This window comes from Bradyrhizobium diazoefficiens USDA 110 (assembly GCF_000011365.1).
Taxonomy (GTDB): Bacteria; Pseudomonadota; Alphaproteobacteria; order Rhizobiales; family Xanthobacteraceae; genus Bradyrhizobium; species Bradyrhizobium diazoefficiens.
On record NC_004463.1, the window covers coordinates 7,234,950 to 7,255,131 of the forward strand.

At 65.0% G+C, this 20,182-nt stretch carries 20 protein-coding genes; 12 read left to right on the forward strand and 8 right to left on the reverse strand.

From position 1 onward, the window contains the following. The first annotated feature begins 119 nt into the window (after positions 1–119). The 5 genes from BJA_RS33280 (at position 120) to BJA_RS33300 (ending at position 3,964) form a co-directional block, all read left to right on the forward strand. Positions 120–1,418 (forward strand): MFS transporter, encoded by a 1,299-nt coding sequence (locus tag BJA_RS33280; protein ID WP_011089309.1) that lies wholly within the window; start codon positions 120–122, stop codon positions 1,416–1,418. Between the two features lie 21 nt (positions 1,419–1,439). Further along, positions 1,440–2,513: a tartrate dehydrogenase gene (locus tag BJA_RS33285; protein ID WP_011089310.1), complete on the forward strand. Its 1,074-nt coding sequence runs from the start codon at positions 1,440–1,442 to the stop codon at positions 2,511–2,513. A 284-nt stretch (positions 2,514–2,797) separates the two neighbouring features. Beyond that, a complete protein-coding gene (hspD, locus tag BJA_RS33290; protein ID WP_011089311.1) occupies positions 2,798–3,253 on the forward strand; it encodes a small heat shock protein HspD in 456 nt (151 codons plus the stop codon). A 120-nt stretch (positions 3,254–3,373) separates the two neighbouring features. Further along, complete coding sequence (locus BJA_RS33295) at positions 3,374–3,691, forward strand: hypothetical protein (protein ID WP_028176221.1); 318 nt, start codon at positions 3,374–3,376, stop codon at positions 3,689–3,691. A gap of 30 nt (positions 3,692–3,721) precedes the next feature. Then, on the forward strand, positions 3,722–3,964 hold the full coding sequence (locus tag BJA_RS33300) for a hypothetical protein (RefSeq protein WP_051000309.1): 243 nt from the start codon (positions 3,722–3,724) through the stop codon (positions 3,962–3,964). 340 nt (positions 3,965–4,304) lie between these two features. Here the strand turns inward: BJA_RS33300 and BJA_RS33305 are convergent, their stop codons facing one another. Continuing rightward, complete coding sequence (locus BJA_RS33305; protein WP_038966445.1) at positions 4,305–5,240, reverse strand: LysM peptidoglycan-binding domain-containing protein; 936 nt, start codon at positions 5,238–5,240, stop codon at positions 4,305–4,307. A gap of 181 nt (positions 5,241–5,421) precedes the next feature. After that, the gene (locus tag BJA_RS33310; protein ID WP_161533709.1) at positions 5,422–6,042 is read right to left on the reverse strand and encodes a CGNR zinc finger domain-containing protein; all 621 of its coding nucleotides are present in this window, start codon (positions 6,040–6,042) and stop codon (positions 5,422–5,424) included. Between the two features lie 130 nt (positions 6,043–6,172). On the opposite strand from BJA_RS33310, the gene BJA_RS33315 reads away from it, so the two are divergent. Continuing rightward, entirely contained in the window at positions 6,173–7,024 is an 852-nt protein-coding gene (locus tag BJA_RS33315; RefSeq protein ID WP_011089316.1) for an alpha/beta fold hydrolase, read from the forward strand. 121 nt (positions 7,025–7,145) lie between these two features. Here the strand turns inward: BJA_RS33315 and BJA_RS33320 are convergent, their stop codons facing one another. Next, positions 7,146–7,859, reverse strand: coding sequence for a hypothetical protein (locus tag BJA_RS33320; protein ID WP_011089317.1), 714 nt, complete (start codon positions 7,857–7,859; stop codon positions 7,146–7,148). Between the two features lie 287 nt (positions 7,860–8,146). Between BJA_RS33320 and BJA_RS33325 the strand changes: the two genes are divergently transcribed. Together BJA_RS33325 and BJA_RS33330 are read left to right on the forward strand one after the other, a co-directional pair. Beyond that, a complete protein-coding gene (locus BJA_RS33325; protein ID WP_011089318.1) occupies positions 8,147–9,070 on the forward strand; it encodes an ABC transporter ATP-binding protein in 924 nt (307 codons plus the stop codon). Next, the gene (locus BJA_RS33330) at positions 9,067–9,828 is read left to right on the forward strand and encodes an ABC transporter permease (protein ID WP_011089319.1); all 762 of its coding nucleotides are present in this window, start codon (positions 9,067–9,069) and stop codon (positions 9,826–9,828) included. Before BJA_RS33325 ends, BJA_RS33330 begins: the two co-directional genes overlap by 4 nt. A 113-nt stretch (positions 9,829–9,941) precedes the next feature. Here the strand turns inward: BJA_RS33330 and BJA_RS33335 are convergent, their stop codons facing one another. Then, the gene (locus BJA_RS33335; protein ID WP_011089320.1) at positions 9,942–10,271 is read right to left on the reverse strand and encodes a hypothetical protein; all 330 of its coding nucleotides are present in this window, start codon (positions 10,269–10,271) and stop codon (positions 9,942–9,944) included. Between the two features lie 326 nt (positions 10,272–10,597). On the opposite strand from BJA_RS33335, the gene BJA_RS33340 reads away from it, so the two are divergent. Further along, on the forward strand, positions 10,598–11,377 hold the full coding sequence (locus BJA_RS33340) for a L,D-transpeptidase (RefSeq protein WP_038966441.1): 780 nt from the start codon (positions 10,598–10,600) through the stop codon (positions 11,375–11,377). A gap of 17 nt (positions 11,378–11,394) precedes the next feature. Here the strand turns inward: BJA_RS33340 and BJA_RS33345 are convergent, their stop codons facing one another. Further along, on the reverse strand, positions 11,395–12,657 hold the full coding sequence (locus tag BJA_RS33345) for a hypothetical protein (RefSeq protein ID WP_038966440.1): 1,263 nt from the start codon (positions 12,655–12,657) through the stop codon (positions 11,395–11,397). A gap of 156 nt (positions 12,658–12,813) precedes the next feature. Between BJA_RS33345 and BJA_RS33350 the strand changes: the two genes are divergently transcribed. Continuing rightward, complete coding sequence (locus BJA_RS33350; RefSeq protein WP_063921532.1) at positions 12,814–13,797, forward strand: glycerophosphodiester phosphodiesterase; 984 nt, start codon at positions 12,814–12,816, stop codon at positions 13,795–13,797. A 138-nt stretch (positions 13,798–13,935) separates the two neighbouring features. Here the strand turns inward: BJA_RS33350 and BJA_RS33355 are convergent, their stop codons facing one another. After that, positions 13,936–16,215: a spermidine synthase gene (locus tag BJA_RS33355; RefSeq protein WP_038966435.1), complete on the reverse strand. Its 2,280-nt coding sequence runs from the start codon at positions 16,213–16,215 to the stop codon at positions 13,936–13,938. A gap of 318 nt (positions 16,216–16,533) precedes the next feature. Between BJA_RS33355 and BJA_RS33360 the strand changes: the two genes are divergently transcribed. Next, a complete protein-coding gene (locus BJA_RS33360) occupies positions 16,534–18,144 on the forward strand; it encodes a phytoene desaturase family protein (protein WP_038966434.1) in 1,611 nt (536 codons plus the stop codon). Positions 18,145–18,431: 287 nt separating this feature from the next. Here BJA_RS33360 and BJA_RS33365 read toward each other — a convergent pair whose 3' ends face one another. Next, a complete protein-coding gene (locus BJA_RS33365) occupies positions 18,432–18,587 on the reverse strand; it encodes a Flp family type IVb pilin (RefSeq protein WP_011089327.1) in 156 nt (51 codons plus the stop codon). 164 nt (positions 18,588–18,751) lie between these two features. Here BJA_RS33365 and BJA_RS33370 point away from each other — a divergent pair, with 164 nt between their 5' ends. Then, complete coding sequence (locus tag BJA_RS33370; RefSeq protein WP_011089328.1) at positions 18,752–19,639, forward strand: 50S ribosomal protein L11 methyltransferase; 888 nt, start codon at positions 18,752–18,754, stop codon at positions 19,637–19,639. A 233-nt stretch (positions 19,640–19,872) separates the two neighbouring features. Here the strand turns inward: BJA_RS33370 and BJA_RS33375 are convergent, their stop codons facing one another. Then, on the reverse strand, positions 19,873–20,052 hold the full coding sequence (locus BJA_RS33375) for a hypothetical protein (RefSeq protein ID WP_038966433.1): 180 nt from the start codon (positions 20,050–20,052) through the stop codon (positions 19,873–19,875). Between the last annotated feature and the right edge of the window lie 130 nt (positions 20,053–20,182).

Consider the following 20,182-nt stretch of genomic DNA (forward strand, 5'->3'; position numbering starts at 1 on the left):
TCATTTTTTTGTATAAACCAGCGCCAATTGAGTCCCCCCTTTCCTCCCGACTACGCTCGTTGCCGGCATGGACCTTTGGGTTCGCCGACATAACGAGAAAACCGGGACAGGAGGCCAGGGTGGCGAGCGAGATTCAGACGCGCGTGCTGCGCAAGATCACCTGGCGCATCGTTCCCTTCATCATGCTGCTCTACTTCGTGGCCTTCATCGACCGCGTCAATATCGGCTTCGCCTCGCTGACGATGAACAAGGACATCGGCCTGTCGCCCGCGGTCTACGGCTTCGGCGCCGGCATCTTCTTCTGGGGTTATTTCCTGTTCGAGGTGCCCTCCAACATCATCCTGCACAAGATCGGCGCGCGGATCTGGATCGCGCGGGTGATGATCACCTGGGGCATCGTGTCGGCGGCGATGGCGTTCGTGCAGGGGCCGACCGGCTTCTACATCCTGCGCTTCCTGCTCGGCGTCGCCGAAGCCGGTTTCTTTCCCGGCATCATCCTCTACCTCTCCTACTGGTTCCCGGCGCGCCAGCGCGCCGCGGTGACCGCGCTGTTCATGGCGGCAGCGCCGCTCTCCACCGTGCTGGGCTCGCCGATATCAGGTGCGCTGCTGGAGATGGACGGCCTGCTCGGCTTCAAGGGCTGGCAATGGCTGTTCGTGCTGGAGGCGCTGCCGGCCGTGCTGCTCGGCTTCGTCGTGCTGGGCTTCCTGACCGACCGCCCCGAGAAGGCGAAATGGCTCACTGATGACGAGCGCCGCTGGCTGGTCGAGACCATGAACGCGGAGACCACCAGCAAGGCCGCGACCGCGAGCCACAGCATCTGGCGCGGGCTTGCCGATCCGCGCGTGCTGGCGCTGGCGCTGATCTATTTCGGCACCTCGGCCGGCCTCTACACGCTCGGCGTCTGGGCGCCGCAGATCATCAAGCAGTTCGGCCTGTCCTCGCTCCAGGTCGGCTTCCTCAATGCGCTGCCGGCAACCGCCGCGGTCGTCGCCATGATCCTGTGGGCGCGGCATTCGGACCGCACCGGCGAGCGGACCTGGCACGTGGTGTGGGCCTGCCTGCTCGCCGCGGCCGGGCTCGCCTATGCCGGGCTTGCGGCCAGCGTCGTCGCCGTGCTGGTTGCGCTCGCGCTCATCAACATCGGCATCTCCTCGGCAAAACCGCCGCTGTGGAGCATGCCGACGCTGTTCCTGTCCGGTCCCGCGGCCGCAGCCGGCATCGCCACCATCAACTCGATCGGCAATCTCGGCGGCTTCGTCGGGCCCGCCATGATCGGCTGGATCAAGGACCAGACAGGCAGCTTCGTCGGCGGGCTCTACTTCGTCGCCGGCCTGCTCGTTCTCTCCGCGGTCCTCACCCTGCTATTGTCGCGCGCGCAAACCGCGCCCGTCGAACCCGTCCCGCAATCCCGCTGACATCCCAAACGGAGCATTTTCATGCGCACCCATTCGATCGCAGCCATCCCCGCCGACGGCATCGGCCCCGAGGTCATCTCGGCCGGTGTCCGCGTGCTGGAGGCGCTGGCCAGGCGCAGCGGCGACCTCGCCTTCAACGTCAAGACCTTCGACTGGGGCTCGGACTATTACAAGAAGCACGGCGTGATGATGCCGGCCGACGGCCTCGCGGAGCTGAAGAAGTTCGACGCGATCTATTTCGGCGCGGTCGGCGCCCCCGACGTGCCCGATCACATCACGCTGTGGGGCCTGCGCCTGCCGATCTGTCAGGGCTTTGACCAATACGCCAATGTGCGGCCGACAAAAATCCTGCCGGGCGTCGCCTCGCCGCTGCGCAATGTCGGCGTCGGCGATCTCGACTGGGTGATCGTGCGCGAGAACTCCGAAGGCGAATATGCCGGCATGGGCGGCCGCGCGCACAGGGGCCTGCCGGAAGAGGTCGGCACGGAAGTCGCCGTCTTCACCCGCGTCGGCGTGACGCGGATCATGCGCTACGCATTCCAGCTCGCGGAGTCGCGTCCGCGCAAGTTCCTGACCATCGTGACCAAGTCGAACGCGCAGCGCCATGGCATGGTGATGTGGGACGAGATCGCGGCCGAGGTCGCCGGCGAATTCCCCGATGTGACCTGGGACAAGATGCTGGTCGACGCCATGACGGTACGCATGACGCTGCATCCGAAGAGCCTCGACACCATCGTGGCGACCAACCTGCACGCCGACATCCTCTCCGACCTTGCCGGCGCGCTGGCGGGAAGCCTCGGTGTCGCGCCGACCGGCAACATCGATCCGCAGCGCCGCTTCCCCTCGATGTTCGAGCCAATCCACGGCTCGGCCTTCGACATCACCGGGAAGGGCATCGCGAACCCCGTCGCGACCTTCTGGACCGGCGCGCAGATGCTCGAGCATCTCGGCGAGAAGGACGCAGCAATGCGGCTGATGACGGCCGTCGAGCGCGTCTGCGCGGCCGGTGTGCTGACGCCCGATGTCGGCGGCAAGGCGACGACGAAGGAGGTGACCGACGCCGTCATCGACGCGATCCACGGGTCGAACGTGTAGTGGGTTTGGCCACGCCGGCGCGGCGACCATGGTGGGCTCCGACGGCGTTGCCGGCGGCGCCCGGCGCCTGACCTTGGTCGCAGGCACGACCCCCTCCCTCCGCGAGGCGCGGGAGGGTCCAAAATTTTTGGCCTCCCTCTTGAAACCAAAACTGTGTTTTTTTATTTTTTCGGTGCCGCCGAGAGGTGGCGTCCCCGACGCCTCATGGGTCGGGAACGACTGAGACGGGCACCGGTCGTGTCCGGTGCCGCTCGTATCCATTTTGCTCCTTGGAGGATTTGGCTATGCGCACTTACGACTTCTCTCCCCTGTGGCGTTCGACCATTGGCTTCGACCGCCTTTTCGACCTCGTTGAAACGGCACAGCGTGCCGGCGAGGATAATTATCCCCCCTACAACATCGAACGCGTCAGCGAGGATCGCTACCAGATTTCGCTCGCGATCGCGGGCTTTTCGCCCGACGAGGTCTCCGTGACTGCCGAGCAGAATGCGGTGATCGTCGAGGGAAACAAGGCCGACAAGGCCGAACGCGAGTATCTCTACCGGGGCATTTCCGCGCGGCCCTTCAAGCGGCAGTTCAACCTGGCAGACTATGTTCAGGTGCAGAGCGCCGCGTTCGAGAACGGTCTGCTCAAGATCGAACTGATCCGGGAGATTCCTGAAGCGATGAAGCCGCGGCGAATTGCCATCAATGCCGCGCCGTCCGGCACCGTGCATCAGCTCGAAGGCAGAGCCGCCTGATTTTCGTTTTGTCGGAGACCTGGTGATCCCGCCTGATCGTCGGGCGGGATCGACCGCGGCCTTCAGCCGCGTACCCCAATGCAAACAGAGGTTTTAGCGAAAGGAGAAGGAGGACCTCTCATGATCGATCATGCTGACAACATCATCGACCTGAACGCAATACTGCACCCCGGCTCTGTCTATGCTCATCCCCGCGACGTCGTCGAGGATCCGGCTCTGTCGATCGGCGAGAAGCGAGCGATCCTCGCGTCCTGGGCTTCAGACGCCGCCAGCGTTGCCTCAAACCCGGCGCTGAGAGAACTGCCGGGCTCGGACAAGCCCGTCACCATCGACGAGATTCTGGAAGCGCTCGCGATGCTGGACCACCATCCAAAGGGTCCCCCGGGCGGCAAGCCGGTCCGCACGCGGTCCATCTTGCGAACCGGTCTCGCAGCCTAGGCAACGGCCGCTCAACGGGGGATTGCGATGATGATGATTGATGAAGAGCTGGCCTTGTTGCGCGCACACCGCAACAACATCGGCCGTTACCAACGATTGCTCAAGACCGAACTGACGGAGGTCGAGCGGCGGTTCATTGAAAGGCGCCTGTCCGAGGAGCGTTCCGCGATCGAAAAGCTTGCAGCCTCTGCGTTTCCCCTCACCCTTCGAGCTCCAAAGAGGGCGATCGGGAAGGCAACCATGCTCATGACGCAAGCTGACACGGCGAATTGAAATGCCCGATAACCTCCCGACCTTCGAAATGTTCTTGAGGAGATACGGCCGAAGGACATGGCGCTGGCGTGTCTGCACGACCGAAGGTCACCTCGTCATGCACGGGTCCGAAAATGGCCGGCCTGCGGCGAAATATGCGGCGGAAAGGGCATTGTTTCTGATGCTTCTCGCCGCGCCCTATCGACCGGCGAGCCAGGCTTCCGCCATGGCTCGCTCGTCCTTGGCGACACCAGCACCAAGATGGCTGCCGCGGCAGCGGTTGCGTGAATGACAAGGCAACACACGGAATGGCGCTCGGCGTCAGGCCACGTCCGTCCCGGCGATCTCCGCTGCTAACCGCTTACCGCCGCGCCGGAGGCGGCGGCGTCGCCAGCGCTGCCGTCGGCTCGGGCGGCGTCAGATGGCGCGGGACGACGATGGACTGGCCGGGCGTGAGGGTCGCGTTCTCTGCAAGAGAGTTGCTCTGCGCGATCGACCACAGCGGCACGCGATTGGCTGCGGCGATGCTCTCCATGGTGTCGCCGCGGCGTACCGGCACCCGCACGCCGGAGTCCCACAATTCCACCAGCGTATTCGCGGGCACGAGATAGCGCAGCGGCACGGCATCGCCCTGGGCCTGCGCGGGAATGCGCGGCAACTGCGTCACCATCTCGACGATCTGGCGATGGATGTCGTCGGACTTCTCGATGTTGATGTGCGAGACGCGGCTGTTCTCCTTGAGATCGTAGCTCGCGTAATGGCCGCGATAGCCGGGCACTGCCACGACATCGCCGCCGCCGAGCACGCTGTCGGACAGGAAGATGTTGATGAAGCGCTCGACATTGAGCGGCACGTCGCCGGTCGCATGGGCGGGATCGATGGCGATGACGAGGCTGATCGGGATGTTCTCCTTGGCCGCCATCTCTGAGATGACGACCGAGCACAGCCCGCCCATGGAGTGACCGATCAGCACGATCGGCGCCGGCGTTTCCTTGTAGCTGGAGATGGCACGATCGCCGATCCATCGGCAGATGGTGAATTCGTAGACGTCGGCGGAGAAGCCGGCCTTCGTCAGCTTCTCGCCGAGCCGGTCCATGCCGGTCGAGAAGATCGGCCCCATGGCGCCGCGGAACAGGTAGATCTTCGGCCGCGGCAGCGGCTCGGCCGGCGGAGGCGGCGGCGCAACGGGCGCGGCCGCGGCAGGCTTTGACTTGGCGGGTGAGGCAACGGCCGCACCGGTGCTCAAGGCGAGCAGCGCAACCGCTGCCAGCACGAGGATTCGCCTTGGATCAAGCATCAGTCCAGCAGTCCCACCACGGAAGGCAAACGCCGTCCCCCGGTTGCTTAGTGACCACCGATTGGGTGGAATTTGGGGCACCGAACGCGGTCGCGACACGCGGTCCCCCCATCAGGAGCCCGTGATCTGCCGGACGCGCCCAACAGGCAGCACGAAGCCACCACCCACCCGCCCGCCCTCGTCACTGCCTGCTCTTGAGCCGATTGCGGTGTGCGGCCTGCTTGGCGCGGTTGCCGCAGACCGCCATGATGCACCATCGCCGCGCGCGCCTGCGGGTGTGGTCGGCGAACAGCATCGTGCAGTTGTGGCCCTCGCACGCCTTCACGTCGGAAAAGTCCTCGTCGCAGACGAACGTGGCCAAGGCCTCGCCGACCGGCAGCAGCAGGGATTCGGCCGAGCGCCAGCGCCGCTTCGTTTGCAGCTTCAGAACGCCGCCAACATCACCGTGTCCCGGCTCGATCTGGCGGAATGACTCCTCGCGCTCCAGCAGGCCGTTCAACGGACCGAGTTCGCGCAATGCATCCGCCGTGAGCGGCCGGCCGGCATGCTCCAGAACGAAACCGCGAAACCATTCGCGCAGGGCACGCGCCTGATCCGCGACCTCATCCAGCTCACCCGGCGCCGCGCGCGCCTTCAGTGCGTGCAGTTCATCCGCCGGCACCAGCTTCGCCTGCTCCAGCCAGTCGATCAGGCCATCGCCATCGTCGATCCAATCGACGGGCGTATCGACCGGCGTCGCCACCGAATTCAGGAAATCAAGGCCAAGCGAGTCGGCGATGAACATGGCGGGTGGGCGGTCCATGAGCGGTCCTTGGCCGGTCTGAAGAGGCAGGGCAGAAGTAACCTGATAAATACCAGTTGACAAGTTACTCGCCAACGAAGTAACCTTATTAAAGACATTAAACAGGTTACTTGGACGGACGGAGACTGGCATGGCCCCGACCACCTATCGCACCGCAGACGTTGATGGCTTCAAGGTGTTCTATCGGGAGGCAGGCACTGCCGGCGCGCCAAAGCTCCTGCTGCTGCACGGCTTCCCGAGCGCCGGCCACATGTTCCGCGATCTGATCCCGCTGCTCGCGGACAATTTTCACATCGTGGCACCGGACCTGCCCGGCTTCGGCCAATCCGACATGCCCTCGCGCGAAACCTTCCGCTACACGTTCGACAACATCGCTACGGTGATCGAACGCTTCACCGAGGTGATCGGCTTCGATCGTTTCGCTGTCTACGTCTTCGACTATGGCGCGCCGACCGGCTTCCGGCTCGCGCTGAATCACCCCGAGCGGATCACGGCGATCATCTCGCAGAACGGGAATGCCTACGAGGATGGACTCAGCGACGGCTGGACTCCGATAAAGGCCTATTGGCAAGATCCTTCGCCCGCCAACCGTGAGGCGCTGCGCGGCTTGCTCACGCCGGACGCGACGCGTTGGCAGTACACGCACGGTGTCCCCAATCCGTCCCTGGTGTCGCCGGACGGGCAGAACCTCGACAATTTCTACCTGGCTCGCCCCGGCTCGGACGACGTGCAACTCGACCTGTTCGGCGACTACAGGAGCAACGTCGCGCTCTATCCGTCATTCCAGGACTATTTCCGCACCTACAAACCACCGTTCCTGGCCGTCTGGGGCAAGAATGATCCGTTCTTCATCCCGCCCGGCGCCGAGGCGTTCAAGCGCGACAATCCCAACGCAGTGGTTCAGTTCTTCGACACCGGACATTTCGCGCTGGAAACGCACGCGAGGGAAATCGCGGAGAGCATTCGCGCGTTCTTGGGATGACGATGTGAGCGCGCAATGACGCGCGTCCGCTCACTTCCGCTCTTCGCGATCTCTGAGATTGCCGGTCAATGCAGAGAGACAGCTGCGCGGTCGAACAACACGGCTCGCCGCGCAAAGCTCCTCAGTTCCGCGGCGCCGCCGCCGCCGCCGAGCGCGCCTGCCGGGGTGCGCCGGGCTCGGCGACCGGAGCCGGCGCGCGCGAGCGCATGATCGCGGCGTCGATCTCGGCGATGACGCGGCGCTGGATCGCCTCGTTCTTGTCGATCGAAATGTGGCCGACGCCGGTGCCGCGCACGTCGACATTGTCGAGCTTGCCGCGCAGGCCGGCCGCGGGCCGCACCGGCTCGCCGGGACCATCGCCGATATAGATGTTGATGTAGCGTTCGGCGCCGGTCGAGAGCCTGGTCTTGAACACGGAATCGAGGCCGATCGCGAGCTTCACGGGCACGCCGAGCTGGTTGAGCTTGGCGATCATGTCCGGCAGCGCAGTCGCGCCCGAGGAATGGCCGACCAGGATGATGGTCTTGATGCGGCCGGCCCTGTAGGCGGTCGCAGCTTCATTGGCGAGTGAGGACCAGGAGACGAAGTTCGCGACCGTCACCGGGATGCCCTGCGCCTCGAGCCGGGCGCCGATGGTATCGAGCCCGAGCGAGAAGATGTTGAGCACGCCACGGAGCAGGTAGACATGCGTGGTCGCCGCCGCGGCCTGGCTCGGCGCCGCCCTTGCGGTGGTCGGGCTCATGGCGACAGCTGACAGCAGGAGCAGGCACATCGCCCACACACGGATGGCGGGCAATTGGCTGGCGCCGGCGGTGTGACGGCCGTTCGGTCTCATCGATGGTTTCCCTGGGGACAATACGCTTTGCGATTGGCCGGAATCGTAGCCACGGCCTGCTCGCAGACGCAACAAAGAGCCGCGTGAGCGACAATCTTAGCAGCAAGCCGTGACCATCGCGCAACACTTGCCCGAAACCTGCCACCGAAGGGCCTGTTTTGAGACCATTTTTCTGCGGCCAATTGCGACCGGGCAATGGCATTCCTATCTCAGGGCACCGCTGACCGGCCCGCCTGGGCGGGTTCCAGCTCCATTCCCCAGCCTTTCCCCTCAGACTTGCGGCCATCATGTCTTCCATCATTTCCGTCGCCAATTTGTCGAAGACCTATGGGTCCGGCTTCAAGGCGCTCAAGAACGTCAATCTGGATATCAAGCGCGGCGAGATCTTCGCCCTGCTCGGGCCGAACGGCGCCGGCAAGACCACGCTGATCTCGATCATCTGCGGCATCGCCAATCCGAGCGAGGGCCGCGTTCTCGTCGGCGGCGAGGACATCCAGACCTCCTACCGCAAGGCGCGCTCGCTGATCGGCCTGGTGCCGCAGGAACTCCACACCGACGCCTTCGAGAGCGTCTGGGCGACCGTGAGCTTCTCCCGCGGCCTGTTCGGCAAGCCGAAGAACCCAGCCCATATCGAGAAGGTGCTCAAGGACCTCTCGCTGTGGGACAAGAAGGACAGCAAGATCATCACACTCTCCGGCGGCATGAAGCGCCGCGTGATGATCGCCAAGGCACTGTCGCACGAGCCGCAGATCCTGTTCCTGGACGAGCCCACCGCCGGCGTCGACGTCGAGCTGCGCAAGGGCATGTGGGAGGTGGTGCGCACGCTCCAGCAGTCCGGCGTCACCATCATCCTCACCACGCACTACATCGAGGAAGCCGAGGAGATGGCCGATCGCATCGGCGTCATCAACAAGGGCGAGATCGTGCTGGTCGAGGACAAGGCGACCTTGATGCAGAAGCTCGGCAAGAAGCGGCTGACCCTGCACTTGCAGAACAAGATCTCCGCGCTGCCGGAGAGCCTTGGCCATTACGAGCTCGACCTCTGCGATTCCGGCGCGACGCTGGTCTACGACTACGACACCAAGGGCGAGCGCACCGGCATCACCAGCCTGCTGAGCGACCTCCGCACCGCCGGCATCCGCTTCAACGATCTCGACACGACGCAATCGTCGCTCGAGGACATCTTCGTCGACCTCGTGAGGACGTCATGAATCACCGCGCCATCCGCGCCATCTATCTGTTCGAAATGGCGCGCACCTGGCGCACGCTGCTGCAAAGCATCGTCTCGCCGGTGGTCTCCACCTCGCTCTATTTCGTGGTGTTCGGCGCCGCGATCGGCTCGCGCATCAGCCAGGTCGAGGGCGTCAGCTACGGCACCTTCATCGTGCCGGGCCTGATCATGCTCTCGGTGCTGACGCAGAGCATCGCCAACGCCTCGTTCGGCATCTACTTCCCGAAATTCACCGGCACGATCTACGAGATCCTGTCGGCGCCGATCTCCTATTTCGAGATCGTACTCGGCTATGTCGGCGCCGCCGCGACCAAGTCGATCATCCTCGGCCTGATCATCCTGGCCACCGCCGGGCTCTTCGTTCCATTGCATATCCACCATCCGGTCTGGATGCTGGCCTTCCTGGTGCTGACGGCGGTGACGTTCAGCCTGTTCGGCTTCATCATCGGCATCTGGGCCGACGGGTTCGAGAAGCTGCAGATGATCCCGATGCTGGTGGTGACGCCGCTGACCTTCCTCGGCGGCAGCTTCTATTCCATCGACATGCTGCCGCCCACCTGGCGCACGGTGGCGCTGCTCAACCCGGTCGTCTATCTGATCTCCGGCTTCCGCTGGAGCTTCTACGAGATCGCCGATGTGAGTGTGGCCGTCAGCATCTGCATGACGACGGCGTTCCTGGTGATCTGCCTGGTCGCGATCTGGTGGATTTTCCGCACTGGGTACCGGCTGAAGAATTGACCCCTGTCGTCATTCCGGGGCGTGCGAAGCACGAGCCCGGAATCCATCGTGCGACAGAGTTGGTGGATGAATGGATTCCGGGCTCGCGACTTCGTCGCGCCCCGGAATGACAATCACCGATAGCAATGGAAGCGGTGATAGCCGTCATAATACCCGCGGCAGTGACGGTAGTGACGGTGGGGAATGCCCAGCACGCCCTCGACCGCGCCCACGGCGCCGCCGACACCGGCACCGACCGCGCCTCCGACCACACCGCCCACCGGGCCGGCAATGCGGTTGCCTTCATGGGCGCCTTCCTGGGCACCGCGCACGATGCCCTGGGCATGGCCGGCTTGCGGCAGCGATAACAGCGCGAGCAGGATGGCGGCGGCTGCGAAAAGCAGGTGGACAGGTAAACGTAAACCGGCCGGCAATTGCGCAGCGGCGATACGGACTTTGTTCATCTTCGATCCCAAGGGAAATACAAGAGGTCAACGGCGGCGAAAACCGCCTGTCAGGTAGGCCATGTTCAACGCCCGGAGCGGCCAAATGGTTGCGCCTTTGTGACGAATTGTCGACGTCGTGAACGCATCTCCGCTCGCGAAAATGTCAGCATCGCCGCGGGCGGCGCGGCACAAAGCGGCCTTGCTTACATCAGGCATCACGTTAACGATGGCCGGGCCGGCTGCTGGAACGAAAGCCGGATTGCAGGCATAGTGCACGCCGGGGGACGGAGAGCCGCGGCGCTTGCGTGAACAGGCCGGAGGCCAGAACTCAAATGCGTTTTCAGATGCGTTCGTTTTTCATTACTTTCACCTCCCTGCTGCTTTTGAGCGCGGGCACCGCGCAGGCCAAGGTCGAAATCACCATCGACAAGGACAATCAGCAGATGACCGTCGCCGTCGACGGCGTCGCGCGCTATCACTGGCCGGTGTCGACGGGCATTCCCTCGCGCGAGACGCCGAACGGAGCGTTCCGCACCTTCCGCATGGAAGAGGACCACTACTCCAAGGAATTCGACGACGCGCCGATGCCGCACGCGATCTTTTTCACCAAGGTCGGGCACGCCATTCACGGCACCGACTCGGTCGGCCGTCTCGGCACGCCGGCATCCCATGGCTGCGTGCGGCTGTCGCGCCAGAACGCATCGACGCTCTATGCGCTGGTGCAGCAGCAGGGCGTGCTCAACACCACGGTGACGCTGACCGGCTCGGCGCAGGTGGCGCTGGCGCGCAATCCGCGCGGCCGCACCAACAATGCGGTGGCACGCGCACCGCAGCCTGCGGAAGAGCAGTACGCCACATCAGGCGATCCCGTGAATCTGACGCCGCCGGCGCAGCCCGCCCGCCGCTACATGCCGCAGGACGACAATTACATCTACCCTGCCGACGGCAGCGACACCGGTGCGCGCTATCCGGCGCCGCGTCCGGCCAGCCGCCCGCTCTATGACGCGCAGGTCTATCAGCAGCAGCCGCAGCAATATTACAATCAGGGCTACGGCCAGCAGGGCTACTATCAGCCACAGCCCCGCCAGTACTACCAGCCGCGCGGCTACTACTATCAGAACTGACGCTACCTGAACTGACGCTATCTGAACGCGGCGTCGCCGCGTTCGACGATCTTTCGCGCAGCATCGACGAAAGCGCGGGCGACCGGCTCGAGGATCTCGGGGCCGGTCGCGCCGAGATCGTCCGACGGCGTGTGGAACGTGCGATGGCGGCCGGCCATGCCGAGGAAATTGGGATAGCCCGCCGCGTGCACGTCGCGCAGCTCGCCGACCGCCTGCTTCTCCGTCACCAGACGTTTTGCCGCGACCCCGGCGAAGGCCTCGTCCGTCAGCGCAACGGCGGATTTGCTCAGCACGAGATAGCGCTCTTCCTCCGGCCGCTCGGTGCGGGCGCCTTCCGCAAAGCCATAGCACGCGTTCGACGAACCGAAATGGATCCACGCCAGCGTGTCCTTCGGCGCCGGCGCGCCGTGCTTCAGGAACAGCTCCATGCCGCCGTGACCGATTTCATGGCCTGCGGTGGCGATGAAGACGAGATGCGCCGGCCATTTTTCGGCAGCGACGGTGCGCGCCAGCGCGAGGAAGTTGGCGATGCCGGGGCCACGCTCGCAGACGCAAGAGTACCAGCCGGTCATCGGCGTCGAGACGACGATGGTCGGCCCGCGGCCGGCGCCGGTCTCGGCGATCACGTTGCGGCCGGCGACATCGCGCTCATAATGCCCTTTGACGTCGAAGGTGACGGGTTCGCCCGAGGCGATTGCGCGCTCGAATGTCGCGCGCGACCTGGCACCGACCACCATCACCGGCACCGGCCAGGGCGCATCCTCCTGCGTGACGTTGTAGGCGAAACGATCGTCCGCGGGATTGCCGATCGTCAGCAGGATGGCCGCCGGCTTCCTCGCCGCCGCTTCCGCGATCGCGTCGCGATGGGCGGGGCCGAGATAGGCGCCGCGATCGAATGGCAGCTCCAGCCAGAGGATCTTGCCGGCAACGTCACCGTCGCGCGCAAGCAGCGCGGACAGATGGAAGCTGGCCTTGTCTTCCGGCGGCCACCAGAATGGCGTCGCCTCGATGCTCGTGCCGCTCGCCTCGGCGCTGGCCTGCTCGACGACATATTGCCGGCCGAGCACGACGGGCTGGAAGCTGACCTCGAACCCGGCCTGCTTCATCTCGCCGGCAATCCAGTCCGCCGTCGCGCGGTCGCCGGGCGAGCCGAAGCGGTGCAGGCCGAAGGATTCGTAGCGCGCGACGTCCGCATAGAGGCTCGCGCCCGAAAGCACATCCTTGGCTGCCGCCTGCCCGACCATGAGAACCGCCATCGTTGCGATGAAGATAAGCCGCATATGAATCGTCCCCGGACCGATCCTTTTTTTGGAGGGCCAGTTTCGGCCTTCCACGGCCTCCGTCAACCGCCTGTCGACCACGGGACTGGACGAAACAAGCGAAGATTTCATATGCTTTCCTTTCCCTTGGTCCTTTCACTTGGGCTGCGAACTGTGATGCCGTCACGTGCCGCGACGATCCTGACCGTGCTCTCGGTTCTCACAGCAGGAGAAGCCATGGCCTTGGATCTCGAGGCGCATCGCGGCGGGCGGGCGCTGCTACCGGAAAACACCCTGCCGGCCTTCGCCAACGCGCTGTCGATGGGCGTGGACACACTGGAGCTCGACGTCGGCGTCACCGCCGATGGCGCGGTCATCATCTCGCATGAACGCGGGCTCAATCCCGATCTGGCACGGGATGCGAACGGCGCCTATGTCGCTCCGCCCGGCACGCCCTTCGTACGACTGCGGCTCGAAGAGGTCGGGAGCTATGACGTCGGCCAGCTCCGTCCGGACAGTGCCTACGCCAAGCAATTCCCCGAGCAGCGCGCCGTCCCGGGGACACGCATTCCCACCTTGAGGCAGTTGTTCGCGCTGGTGCGCAAATCCGGCAACGATCGCGTGCGCTTCAACATCGAGACCAAGATCGATCCGAACCATCCGGACGAATCCCTCGACCCGCAAGGTTTTGTCACCAAACTGCTCGGGCTGATCGAGGCCGAGAAGTTTTCCGAGCGCGTCATGATCCAGTCGTTCGACTGGAGGACCCTGCAGCTCGTCCAGCAGCAGGCACCGACCATTCCGACCGTGTACCTGACGCTCCAGCGCGGTTCAGGACAGACCGTGGTGCTGGACAAGGCCACCAACTGGACCGCGGGTTTCAGCCCCGCCGATCACGGCGGCTCGCTGCCGCGAACCATCAAGGCTGCGGGCGGCGCGATCTGGTCGCCCTATTTCGGCGATGTGACTGCGGCCCTCGTCTCGGAGGCTCACGGGCTCGGGCTGCGCGTCGTGGTCTGGACGGTCAACAAGCCCGAGGACATGACGCGCATGATCGAGATCGGCGTCGACGGAATCATCTCGGATAGGCCCGACCTGTTGCGGCAGGTTGCGGGCGAGAAGGGACTTGCGCTGCCGGCGGGAACGCCGGTGGCGCCTTGAGCGGTCTCGTGTCCCGGACGCAGCGCAGCGTGCAACGCTGCTCCGCAGAGCCGGGACCCGGAATGATGGGCCCCGGCTCTGCAGCGCACCGCTGAAGAAGCGCTGCGCTGCGTCCGGGGCACGAGACATCGCAAAAACCTACTCCCCATCCCTCAAGCGCCGGTACAGCGCGCCCAGAATGTTGGAATAATCGTCGGTCCAGACCCGCACCCTGTCGTCGGCTTCGGTCTGCTCCCAGACCTTGGACGAGGCGATCTTGCCGACGTCGGCCTCCTCGCGCGCGGAGATGACGACGTCGGTCGAGAAGATGTAGTCGGCATCCCGCCCGGAATCCTCGTTGAAGACCCAGCTCTTGAGATCGTTGGCGTCGGCGATGCCGACCACGACGGTTTCGAGATCGAGATGCCGGTTGGACACGTGCATCACCACGGCGCCGTGCGGAGCGAGCTTGTCCTTGTAGATCTTCATCGCCTCCTCGGTCGCAAGATGGATCGGGATCGCATCCGACGAATAGGCATCGACGATGATCAAGTCATAGGCGCCGTCCGGCTCCTTCGCGAAGGTCAGGCGTGCGTCCCCGATCACCGGCTTCAGGTCCGGCAGGCAGCTCGAGATGTAGCGAAAATTCTTCGGGTCGCGCGCAGCATCCACCATCGACTGGTCGATCTCGAAGAATTTCCAGCTCTCCCCGGGCTCGGCGGCGCAGGCGAGCGTGCCCGATCCGACGCCGATCGCGGCGACCTTCAGCGGCGCGCCCTTGCGCTCGCGGAGCGCGGTGATGGCCTGACCGATGCCGCCGTCCTTGTGATAATAGGTGATCGCCTCGGGCCGCCCGGTGACCGGCGTGCCGTCATTGTTGCGGAAGCGCTCGGCGCCGTGGATCGTGGTGCCGTGCATCAGCACGTGGAAATAGCCGCCGGGCGTCTCCACGATCTTGTGGACGCCGAAGAAGCTGCGCACGGTGGTGACGCGGCCTTCGTCCGCCGGATAGACACGGATCAACGCCAGCGCGAGCGCAACCGTGGCAAAGATCTTCCAGCGGCCGGCATTGAGCGCCAATGCCAGCAGCGCGGCGAGCACGCCGACGGAGCCGGCGATCCAGACGCGGTGGTCCTCGAACCAGGTCGAAAGGCTGCCTGTGGTGTAGGACGGCGCAACGAGCGCCACCGCGAGCGCGGCGAGCGCCAGCCAGTACCATTTGACGATGCGGGCAACACGCTCGTTGGCGGACGGGCGGCACAGCGCCGCGAGCGCGATCAGGATCGGATATTCGGCGATCCATGAGAAGGTGAATGGAGCAACGAGGCCTGCAAAGAGGCCGCCGACCATGCCGCCGAACGACAGCGCGACATAGAAGCCGGTGAGATATTTGGCGGCCGGCCGGGTCCGCGCCAATTCGCCGTGACAGGCCATGGCGATGACGAAGAAGCACAATTGATGACCGCCGAGCGTCAGCAGCAGATTCTGTTCGCCCCCGAAGGCCAGCAGGAAGACCACGCCCGCGATCGCGACCGGCTGGAGCATCAGCATCCATTTGTGCGGCAGCAGCGGTCGCGACTGGAACACCACCACCCAGGTGAGCAAATACAGCGACAGCGGCAGCACCCACAGAAGCGGCGCTGCCGCGACGTCGGTGGAGATGTGCGCGGTGACGGCGATGAGCAGTCCCGACGGCACCGCGGCGAGGAAGATCCAGCGCAGCCGCGTCACGAGGCCGGGGGCCGGCGCATTGATCTCCTCGGTCCGCGCATCGACCACCGCCAGTTTTGGCGAGCGCAGCAGCAGCACGCCACAGGCGGCGATCAGGAGAATCAGGAGGCCATAGCCGCCGGTCCAGAACCGGTTCTGCGTGTGCAGCGTGAACATCGGCTCCAGCAGGAACGGATAGGACAACAGCGCCAGGAAGCTGCCGATGTTGGAGGAGGCATAGAGGAAATAGGGATCGTGTCCGGCGGGATGGCCGGTGCGGACGAACCAGGCTTGCAGCAGCGGATTGTTGGCGGCGAGCGCGAAGAACGGCAGTCCGATCGAGACCACGAACAGGCCGAGCAGCCAGACCGCATAGCCCGACGCGGGCGGCTCGCCATAGGCGGTGGCGATGCCGAGCGGCAGCGTGGCGAAGGCCAGGGCCAGCAACACCAGATGCACCACCACCGGAACGATCCGGTTCCGGACCTGCATCAACAGATGCGCATAGGCGTAGCCCGCCAGCAGCAGCGACTGGAAGAACACCATGGCGACCGACCACACCGCCGGCGAGCCGCCCAGACGCGGCAGCACCATCTTCGTGAACAGCGGCTGCACCGAGAACAGCAGCAGCGCGCTGACGAAGATCGCAGCGGTGTAGACCGCCAGCAGCAGCCGGTTGCGCGACGACGACGGCTGCTCCGTGGCGGCGGGTTGCACGATCGAATCCATGAAAGCTCCGGCAAAAGCGTTTTCCGGCGAAGTGGGCACCGGTTCGCGCGAGAAGACGCGTCGGACAGTTCCTCCGGCGGGCGCCGGACGGGGCGCAATGGAGCACAAGGCGCCTGAACGGGCAATAAAGGGGCTCGTGATGTTGCAGCGAGGAATGCTTGATATAGAGATGTCATTCCGGGATGGTCCGAAGGACCAGACCACAGGTGCGCAGTTGCGCACCGGGGAATCTCGAGATTCCGGGTTCGATGCTCCGGGCCGCGCTACGCGGTCCCGTCGCATCGCCCCGGAATGACTGTGGAACATTCAGAAGCTCCCATGACCGAAACCGACGTCGTCATCATCGGCGCTGGCCATAACGGCCTCACCTGCGCGGCCTATCTCGCGATGGCGGGGCTGCGCGTGCGCGTGGTCGAGCGTCGCAAGGTGGTCGGCGGAGCGGCGGTCACGGAGGAGTTTCATCCGGGTTTCCGCAATTCTGTCGCAGCCTACACCGTGAGCCTGCTCAATCCGCAGGTGATCCGCGACCTCGGGCTTGCCGAGCAGGGCCTGCGTATCGTCGAACGGCGGGCGCAGAATTTTCTGCCAGCGCCGGACGGCAGCTATCTGCTCACCGGCGAGGGACGGACAAAAGCGTCAGTCGCGCGGCTGAGCGCGCATGATGCGGACGCACTCGACGGCTTCTCGCGCGAGCTGGAAGACATCGCCGACGTGCTGCGGCAGTTCGTGCTGCGCGCGCCGCCGAACCTGCTCGACGGTTTTGGCACCAACGCGATCCGCGAGGCCGTGAACGCATTGCAGAGCGCCAACATCCTGCGCGGCCTCACGCTGGAGCAAAGCCGCAGCCTGCTCGATCTCTTCACCCGCTCGGCCGGCGAGATGCTTGACGAGCGCTTCGAGCACGATCTAGTCAAGGCGCTGTTCGGCTTCGATGCCATCGTCGGCAATTATGCGAGCCCCTACGCCGCCGGCTCGGCCTATGTGATGCTGCATCACGCCTTCGGCGAGGTGAACGGCAAGAAGGGCGTCTGGGGCCACGCCATCGGCGGCATGGGCGCGATCACGCAGGCGATGGCGCGCGCCGCGCAGGGCCGGGGCGTCGCGATCGACACGGACGCCGGCGTGCGCGAGGTGATCGTCGAACGCGACCGCGCCGTCGGCGTCGTGCTGGAGAACGGCGCGACGATCCGGGCGAAATACGTAGCGGCCAACGTCAATCCAAAGCTGCTCTATACGCGGCTGATCGCGGCCGACGCCCTGCCGAAGGACTTCCTCGCCCGCATCCGGCACTGGAAGAACGGCTCCGGCACCTTCCGCATGAACGTGGCCCTGGACCGCCTGCCCTCCTTCACGGCGCTGCCGGATGACGGCGATCACCTCACCTCGGGCATCATCCTGGCGCCGAGCCTCGGCTACATGGACCGGGCCTTTCTCGATGCGCGCGCGCACGGCTGGAGCCGCGAACCCGTGGTCGAGATGCTGATCCCCTCCACGCTCGACGACACGCTGGCGCCCGAAGGCAAGCATGTCGCGAGCCTGTTCTGCCAGCACGTCGCGCCGGAGCTTCCCGACAGCAGATCCTGGGACGACCATCGCGACGAGGTCGCCGATCTCATGATCGCGACGGTGGACAGCTACGCGCCGGGTTTTGCGTCAAGCGTGCTCGGCCGCCAGATTCTCTCGCCGCTGGATCTCGAACGGCAGTTCGGCCTCCTCGGCGGCGACATCTTCCACGGCGCGCTGACGCTGAACCAGCTGTTCTCGGCACGGCCGATGCTGGGCCATGCCGATTATCGCGGCCCCCTGAAAGGCCTCTATCACTGCGGCTCCGGCGCCCATCCCGGCGGCGGCGTCACCGGCGCCCCCGGCCACAACGCAGCACAAGCGATCCTGCGGGATCACCGGTCGCTGTTCGGAAGCCGTGGATAGGTCTGTGGATGGGCTGTGGACAGGCTGTCGAGAGGTGTGTGCCCGGGAAGAGGATGGCGGCACCGGACCATCGGGACAAGTCTGGGGAAAGGCGGTGGAAAACCGCTGGCCAACGACGGGACGAGCCGGTGGATAACGCTCTGGCAAATGGCGGACAACCCGTGGACACCGGCCGGGAATCGCACGCGGGAAAATGACTTCGCCCGCCAGGAGCAATTCCCGAGCGGGCGCTAGTCAGACATAGCCTACGAAGAAACTAGCCCCCGCTGGGAAATGGGAGGCGGAAATTACTTCAAGGAGGTGCTAATCGAAGTGAACTTTTCGTTCATCGTGGTGCCCAGGCCGTTCACCACGGTGATGATCGCCAGCGCGATACCGGCCGCGATAAGGCCGTACTCGATTGCGGTCGCACCGGATTCATTGGACCAGAACTTCAAAATCATGCGCGTCAAGACTCGCCTCCATTTCTATTTCAAGCTGCGTTGGTTCGCCCCAACATCCGAAAATTTACGGAGCGCAACCTTCGGACGGGTTAATCCCGGAACCGCAAGTTATGCGGAAAATTGGGAACAAAAGTTCCAAAAATTGAACCTGACGGAACCCTAGCATGCAGCCTTCCCCTACCCATCGCGCCAGCTTTTCGATCGGCAGCGAGGCCGCGGCCCGGCGCGTCGTCGACGTGCTCACCGAGGTGTTTTTCGAAGGCGATGCCGCGGTCGCCGCCTTCGAACGGCCGGACGGACAATGGGACGTCACGCTGCATTTTGCGGATGCGCCGGACCAGGCTTGGCTGCGCGAACTCGTTGTAAATTCGGCAGGAAATGAGATCGCCGACACGCTTGCCTTCGACACCGTCGAAGCCAAGGACTGGGTCAAGGCCAGCCTGGAAGACCTCGTCCCGGTGCCGGCCGGACGCTTCGTCGTGCACGGCAGCCATGACCGCGACCGCGTCGCGCCGAACAAGCTCAAGATCGAGATCGAGGCGGCGCTCGCCTTCGGCACCGGCCATCACGGCACCACGCGCGGCTGTTTACTCCTGCTTGACCATGTCCTGAAGAGTTCCCGCCCGAGCAACGTGCTCGACCTCGGCACCGGAACCGGCGTGCTGGCCATCGCGGCGGCGAAGGCACTGCATCGCGCCGTGCTTGCCTCCGACATCGACCCGCCCTCCGTGCGGGTGGCGGCCGAGAACGGCCGGCTGAACGAAGTCGGTCACCATGTGCGGGTGATCCGCGCCACCGGCTTCGCCGCGCCGGATTTTGCCCGGGCGGGCCCGTTCGACCTGGTGCTGGCCAACATCCTTGCCAATCCGCTGCGGCACCTGGCGAGCCCGATGGCGCGGCACCTGGCGCCCGGCGCGCGCGTCATCCTCTCCGGCCTGCTGACGCACCAGGCCCCCGCCGTGATCGCCGCCTATCGCGCACGCGGCCTCGTGCCGCTGCGGCATTTGCGGATCGAGGGATGGAGCAGCCTGTTGCTGAGGAAGGTGGGGTAAGCTGATCAAGCATCCGCGACGGCGGTGTGCTCCCTCGCCCCGCTCTTGTCCGCCGAAGCTATGGCGAAGGCGGATGCGGGGCCGCGACGAGCTTCGCTCGCGCTGAGAGGGTTGGGGTGAGGGGGAGTCTCCACGGGGGCGGTGAGAACTGGACTCGCGGAGAGTCCCCCTCACCCGGATTGCTTCGCAATCCGACCTCTCTCCGCAAGCGGGGCGAGGTGAACAAACACCGCCTACTCCGCCGGCTTCTCGTCCCGGCGCATCGCGCGCTCGCCCTGCAAGGCGCGCCGGGCGCGGCGCTCGGCGAAACGGTCGATCATCTGGCTGATGAGACCGCGCGGCTTCTTCGGTGTGGTTGCGGCCGGGGCCCGGCGGGCCGGCGGCGAAATCTTCTCAAACGTGAACGCTGGCATCGTGTGTCCCCTCGCCGTTGAGTAGAAACACTTGCTCGAATTTCCCTGTTATCCGGACGGAGCTCAAAGGCCGCATCCCTTTACTCCACTCGACTCAAGCGGAACTTTTTCAAGCACAGTCCATGCCAGA

Excerpts from the sequence above, each read along its gene's own strand:
- BJA_RS33285 (WP_011089310.1), top strand. The coding sequence starts at position 1,440 with ATGCGCACCCATTCGATCGCAGCCATCCCCGCCGACGGCATCGGCCCC.
- hspD (WP_011089311.1), top strand. The coding sequence starts at position 2,798 with ATGCGCACTTACGACTTCTCTCCCCTGTGGCGTTCGACCATTGGCTTC.
- BJA_RS33295 (WP_028176221.1), top strand. The coding sequence starts at position 3,374 with ATGATCGATCATGCTGACAACATCATCGACCTGAACGCAATACTGCAC.
- BJA_RS33300 (WP_051000309.1), top strand. The coding sequence starts at position 3,722 with ATGATGATTGATGAAGAGCTGGCCTTGTTGCGCGCACACCGCAACAAC.
- BJA_RS33305 (WP_038966445.1), bottom strand. The coding sequence starts at position 5,240 with ATGCTTGATCCAAGGCGAATCCTCGTGCTGGCAGCGGTTGCGCTGCTC.
- BJA_RS33310 (WP_161533709.1), bottom strand. The coding sequence starts at position 6,042 with ATGGACCGCCCACCCGCCATGTTCATCGCCGACTCGCTTGGCCTTGAT.
- BJA_RS33315 (WP_011089316.1), top strand. The coding sequence starts at position 6,173 with ATGGCCCCGACCACCTATCGCACCGCAGACGTTGATGGCTTCAAGGTG.
- BJA_RS33320 (WP_011089317.1), bottom strand. The coding sequence starts at position 7,859 with ATGAGACCGAACGGCCGTCACACCGCCGGCGCCAGCCAATTGCCCGCC.
- BJA_RS33325 (WP_011089318.1), top strand. The coding sequence starts at position 8,147 with ATGTCTTCCATCATTTCCGTCGCCAATTTGTCGAAGACCTATGGGTCC.
- BJA_RS33330 (WP_011089319.1), top strand. The coding sequence starts at position 9,067 with ATGAATCACCGCGCCATCCGCGCCATCTATCTGTTCGAAATGGCGCGC.
- BJA_RS33335 (WP_011089320.1), bottom strand. The coding sequence starts at position 10,271 with ATGAACAAAGTCCGTATCGCCGCTGCGCAATTGCCGGCCGGTTTACGT.
- BJA_RS33340 (WP_038966441.1), top strand. The coding sequence starts at position 10,598 with ATGCGTTCGTTTTTCATTACTTTCACCTCCCTGCTGCTTTTGAGCGCG.
- BJA_RS33345 (WP_038966440.1), bottom strand. The coding sequence starts at position 12,657 with ATGCGGCTTATCTTCATCGCAACGATGGCGGTTCTCATGGTCGGGCAG.
- BJA_RS33350 (WP_063921532.1), top strand. The coding sequence starts at position 12,814 with ATGCCGTCACGTGCCGCGACGATCCTGACCGTGCTCTCGGTTCTCACA.
- BJA_RS33355 (WP_038966435.1), bottom strand. The coding sequence starts at position 16,215 with ATGGATTCGATCGTGCAACCCGCCGCCACGGAGCAGCCGTCGTCGTCG.
- BJA_RS33360 (WP_038966434.1), top strand. The coding sequence starts at position 16,534 with ATGACCGAAACCGACGTCGTCATCATCGGCGCTGGCCATAACGGCCTC.
- BJA_RS33365 (WP_011089327.1), bottom strand. The coding sequence starts at position 18,587 with ATGATTTTGAAGTTCTGGTCCAATGAATCCGGTGCGACCGCAATCGAG.
- BJA_RS33370 (WP_011089328.1), top strand. The coding sequence starts at position 18,752 with ATGCAGCCTTCCCCTACCCATCGCGCCAGCTTTTCGATCGGCAGCGAG.
- BJA_RS33375 (WP_038966433.1), bottom strand. The coding sequence starts at position 20,052 with ATGCCAGCGTTCACGTTTGAGAAGATTTCGCCGCCGGCCCGCCGGGCC.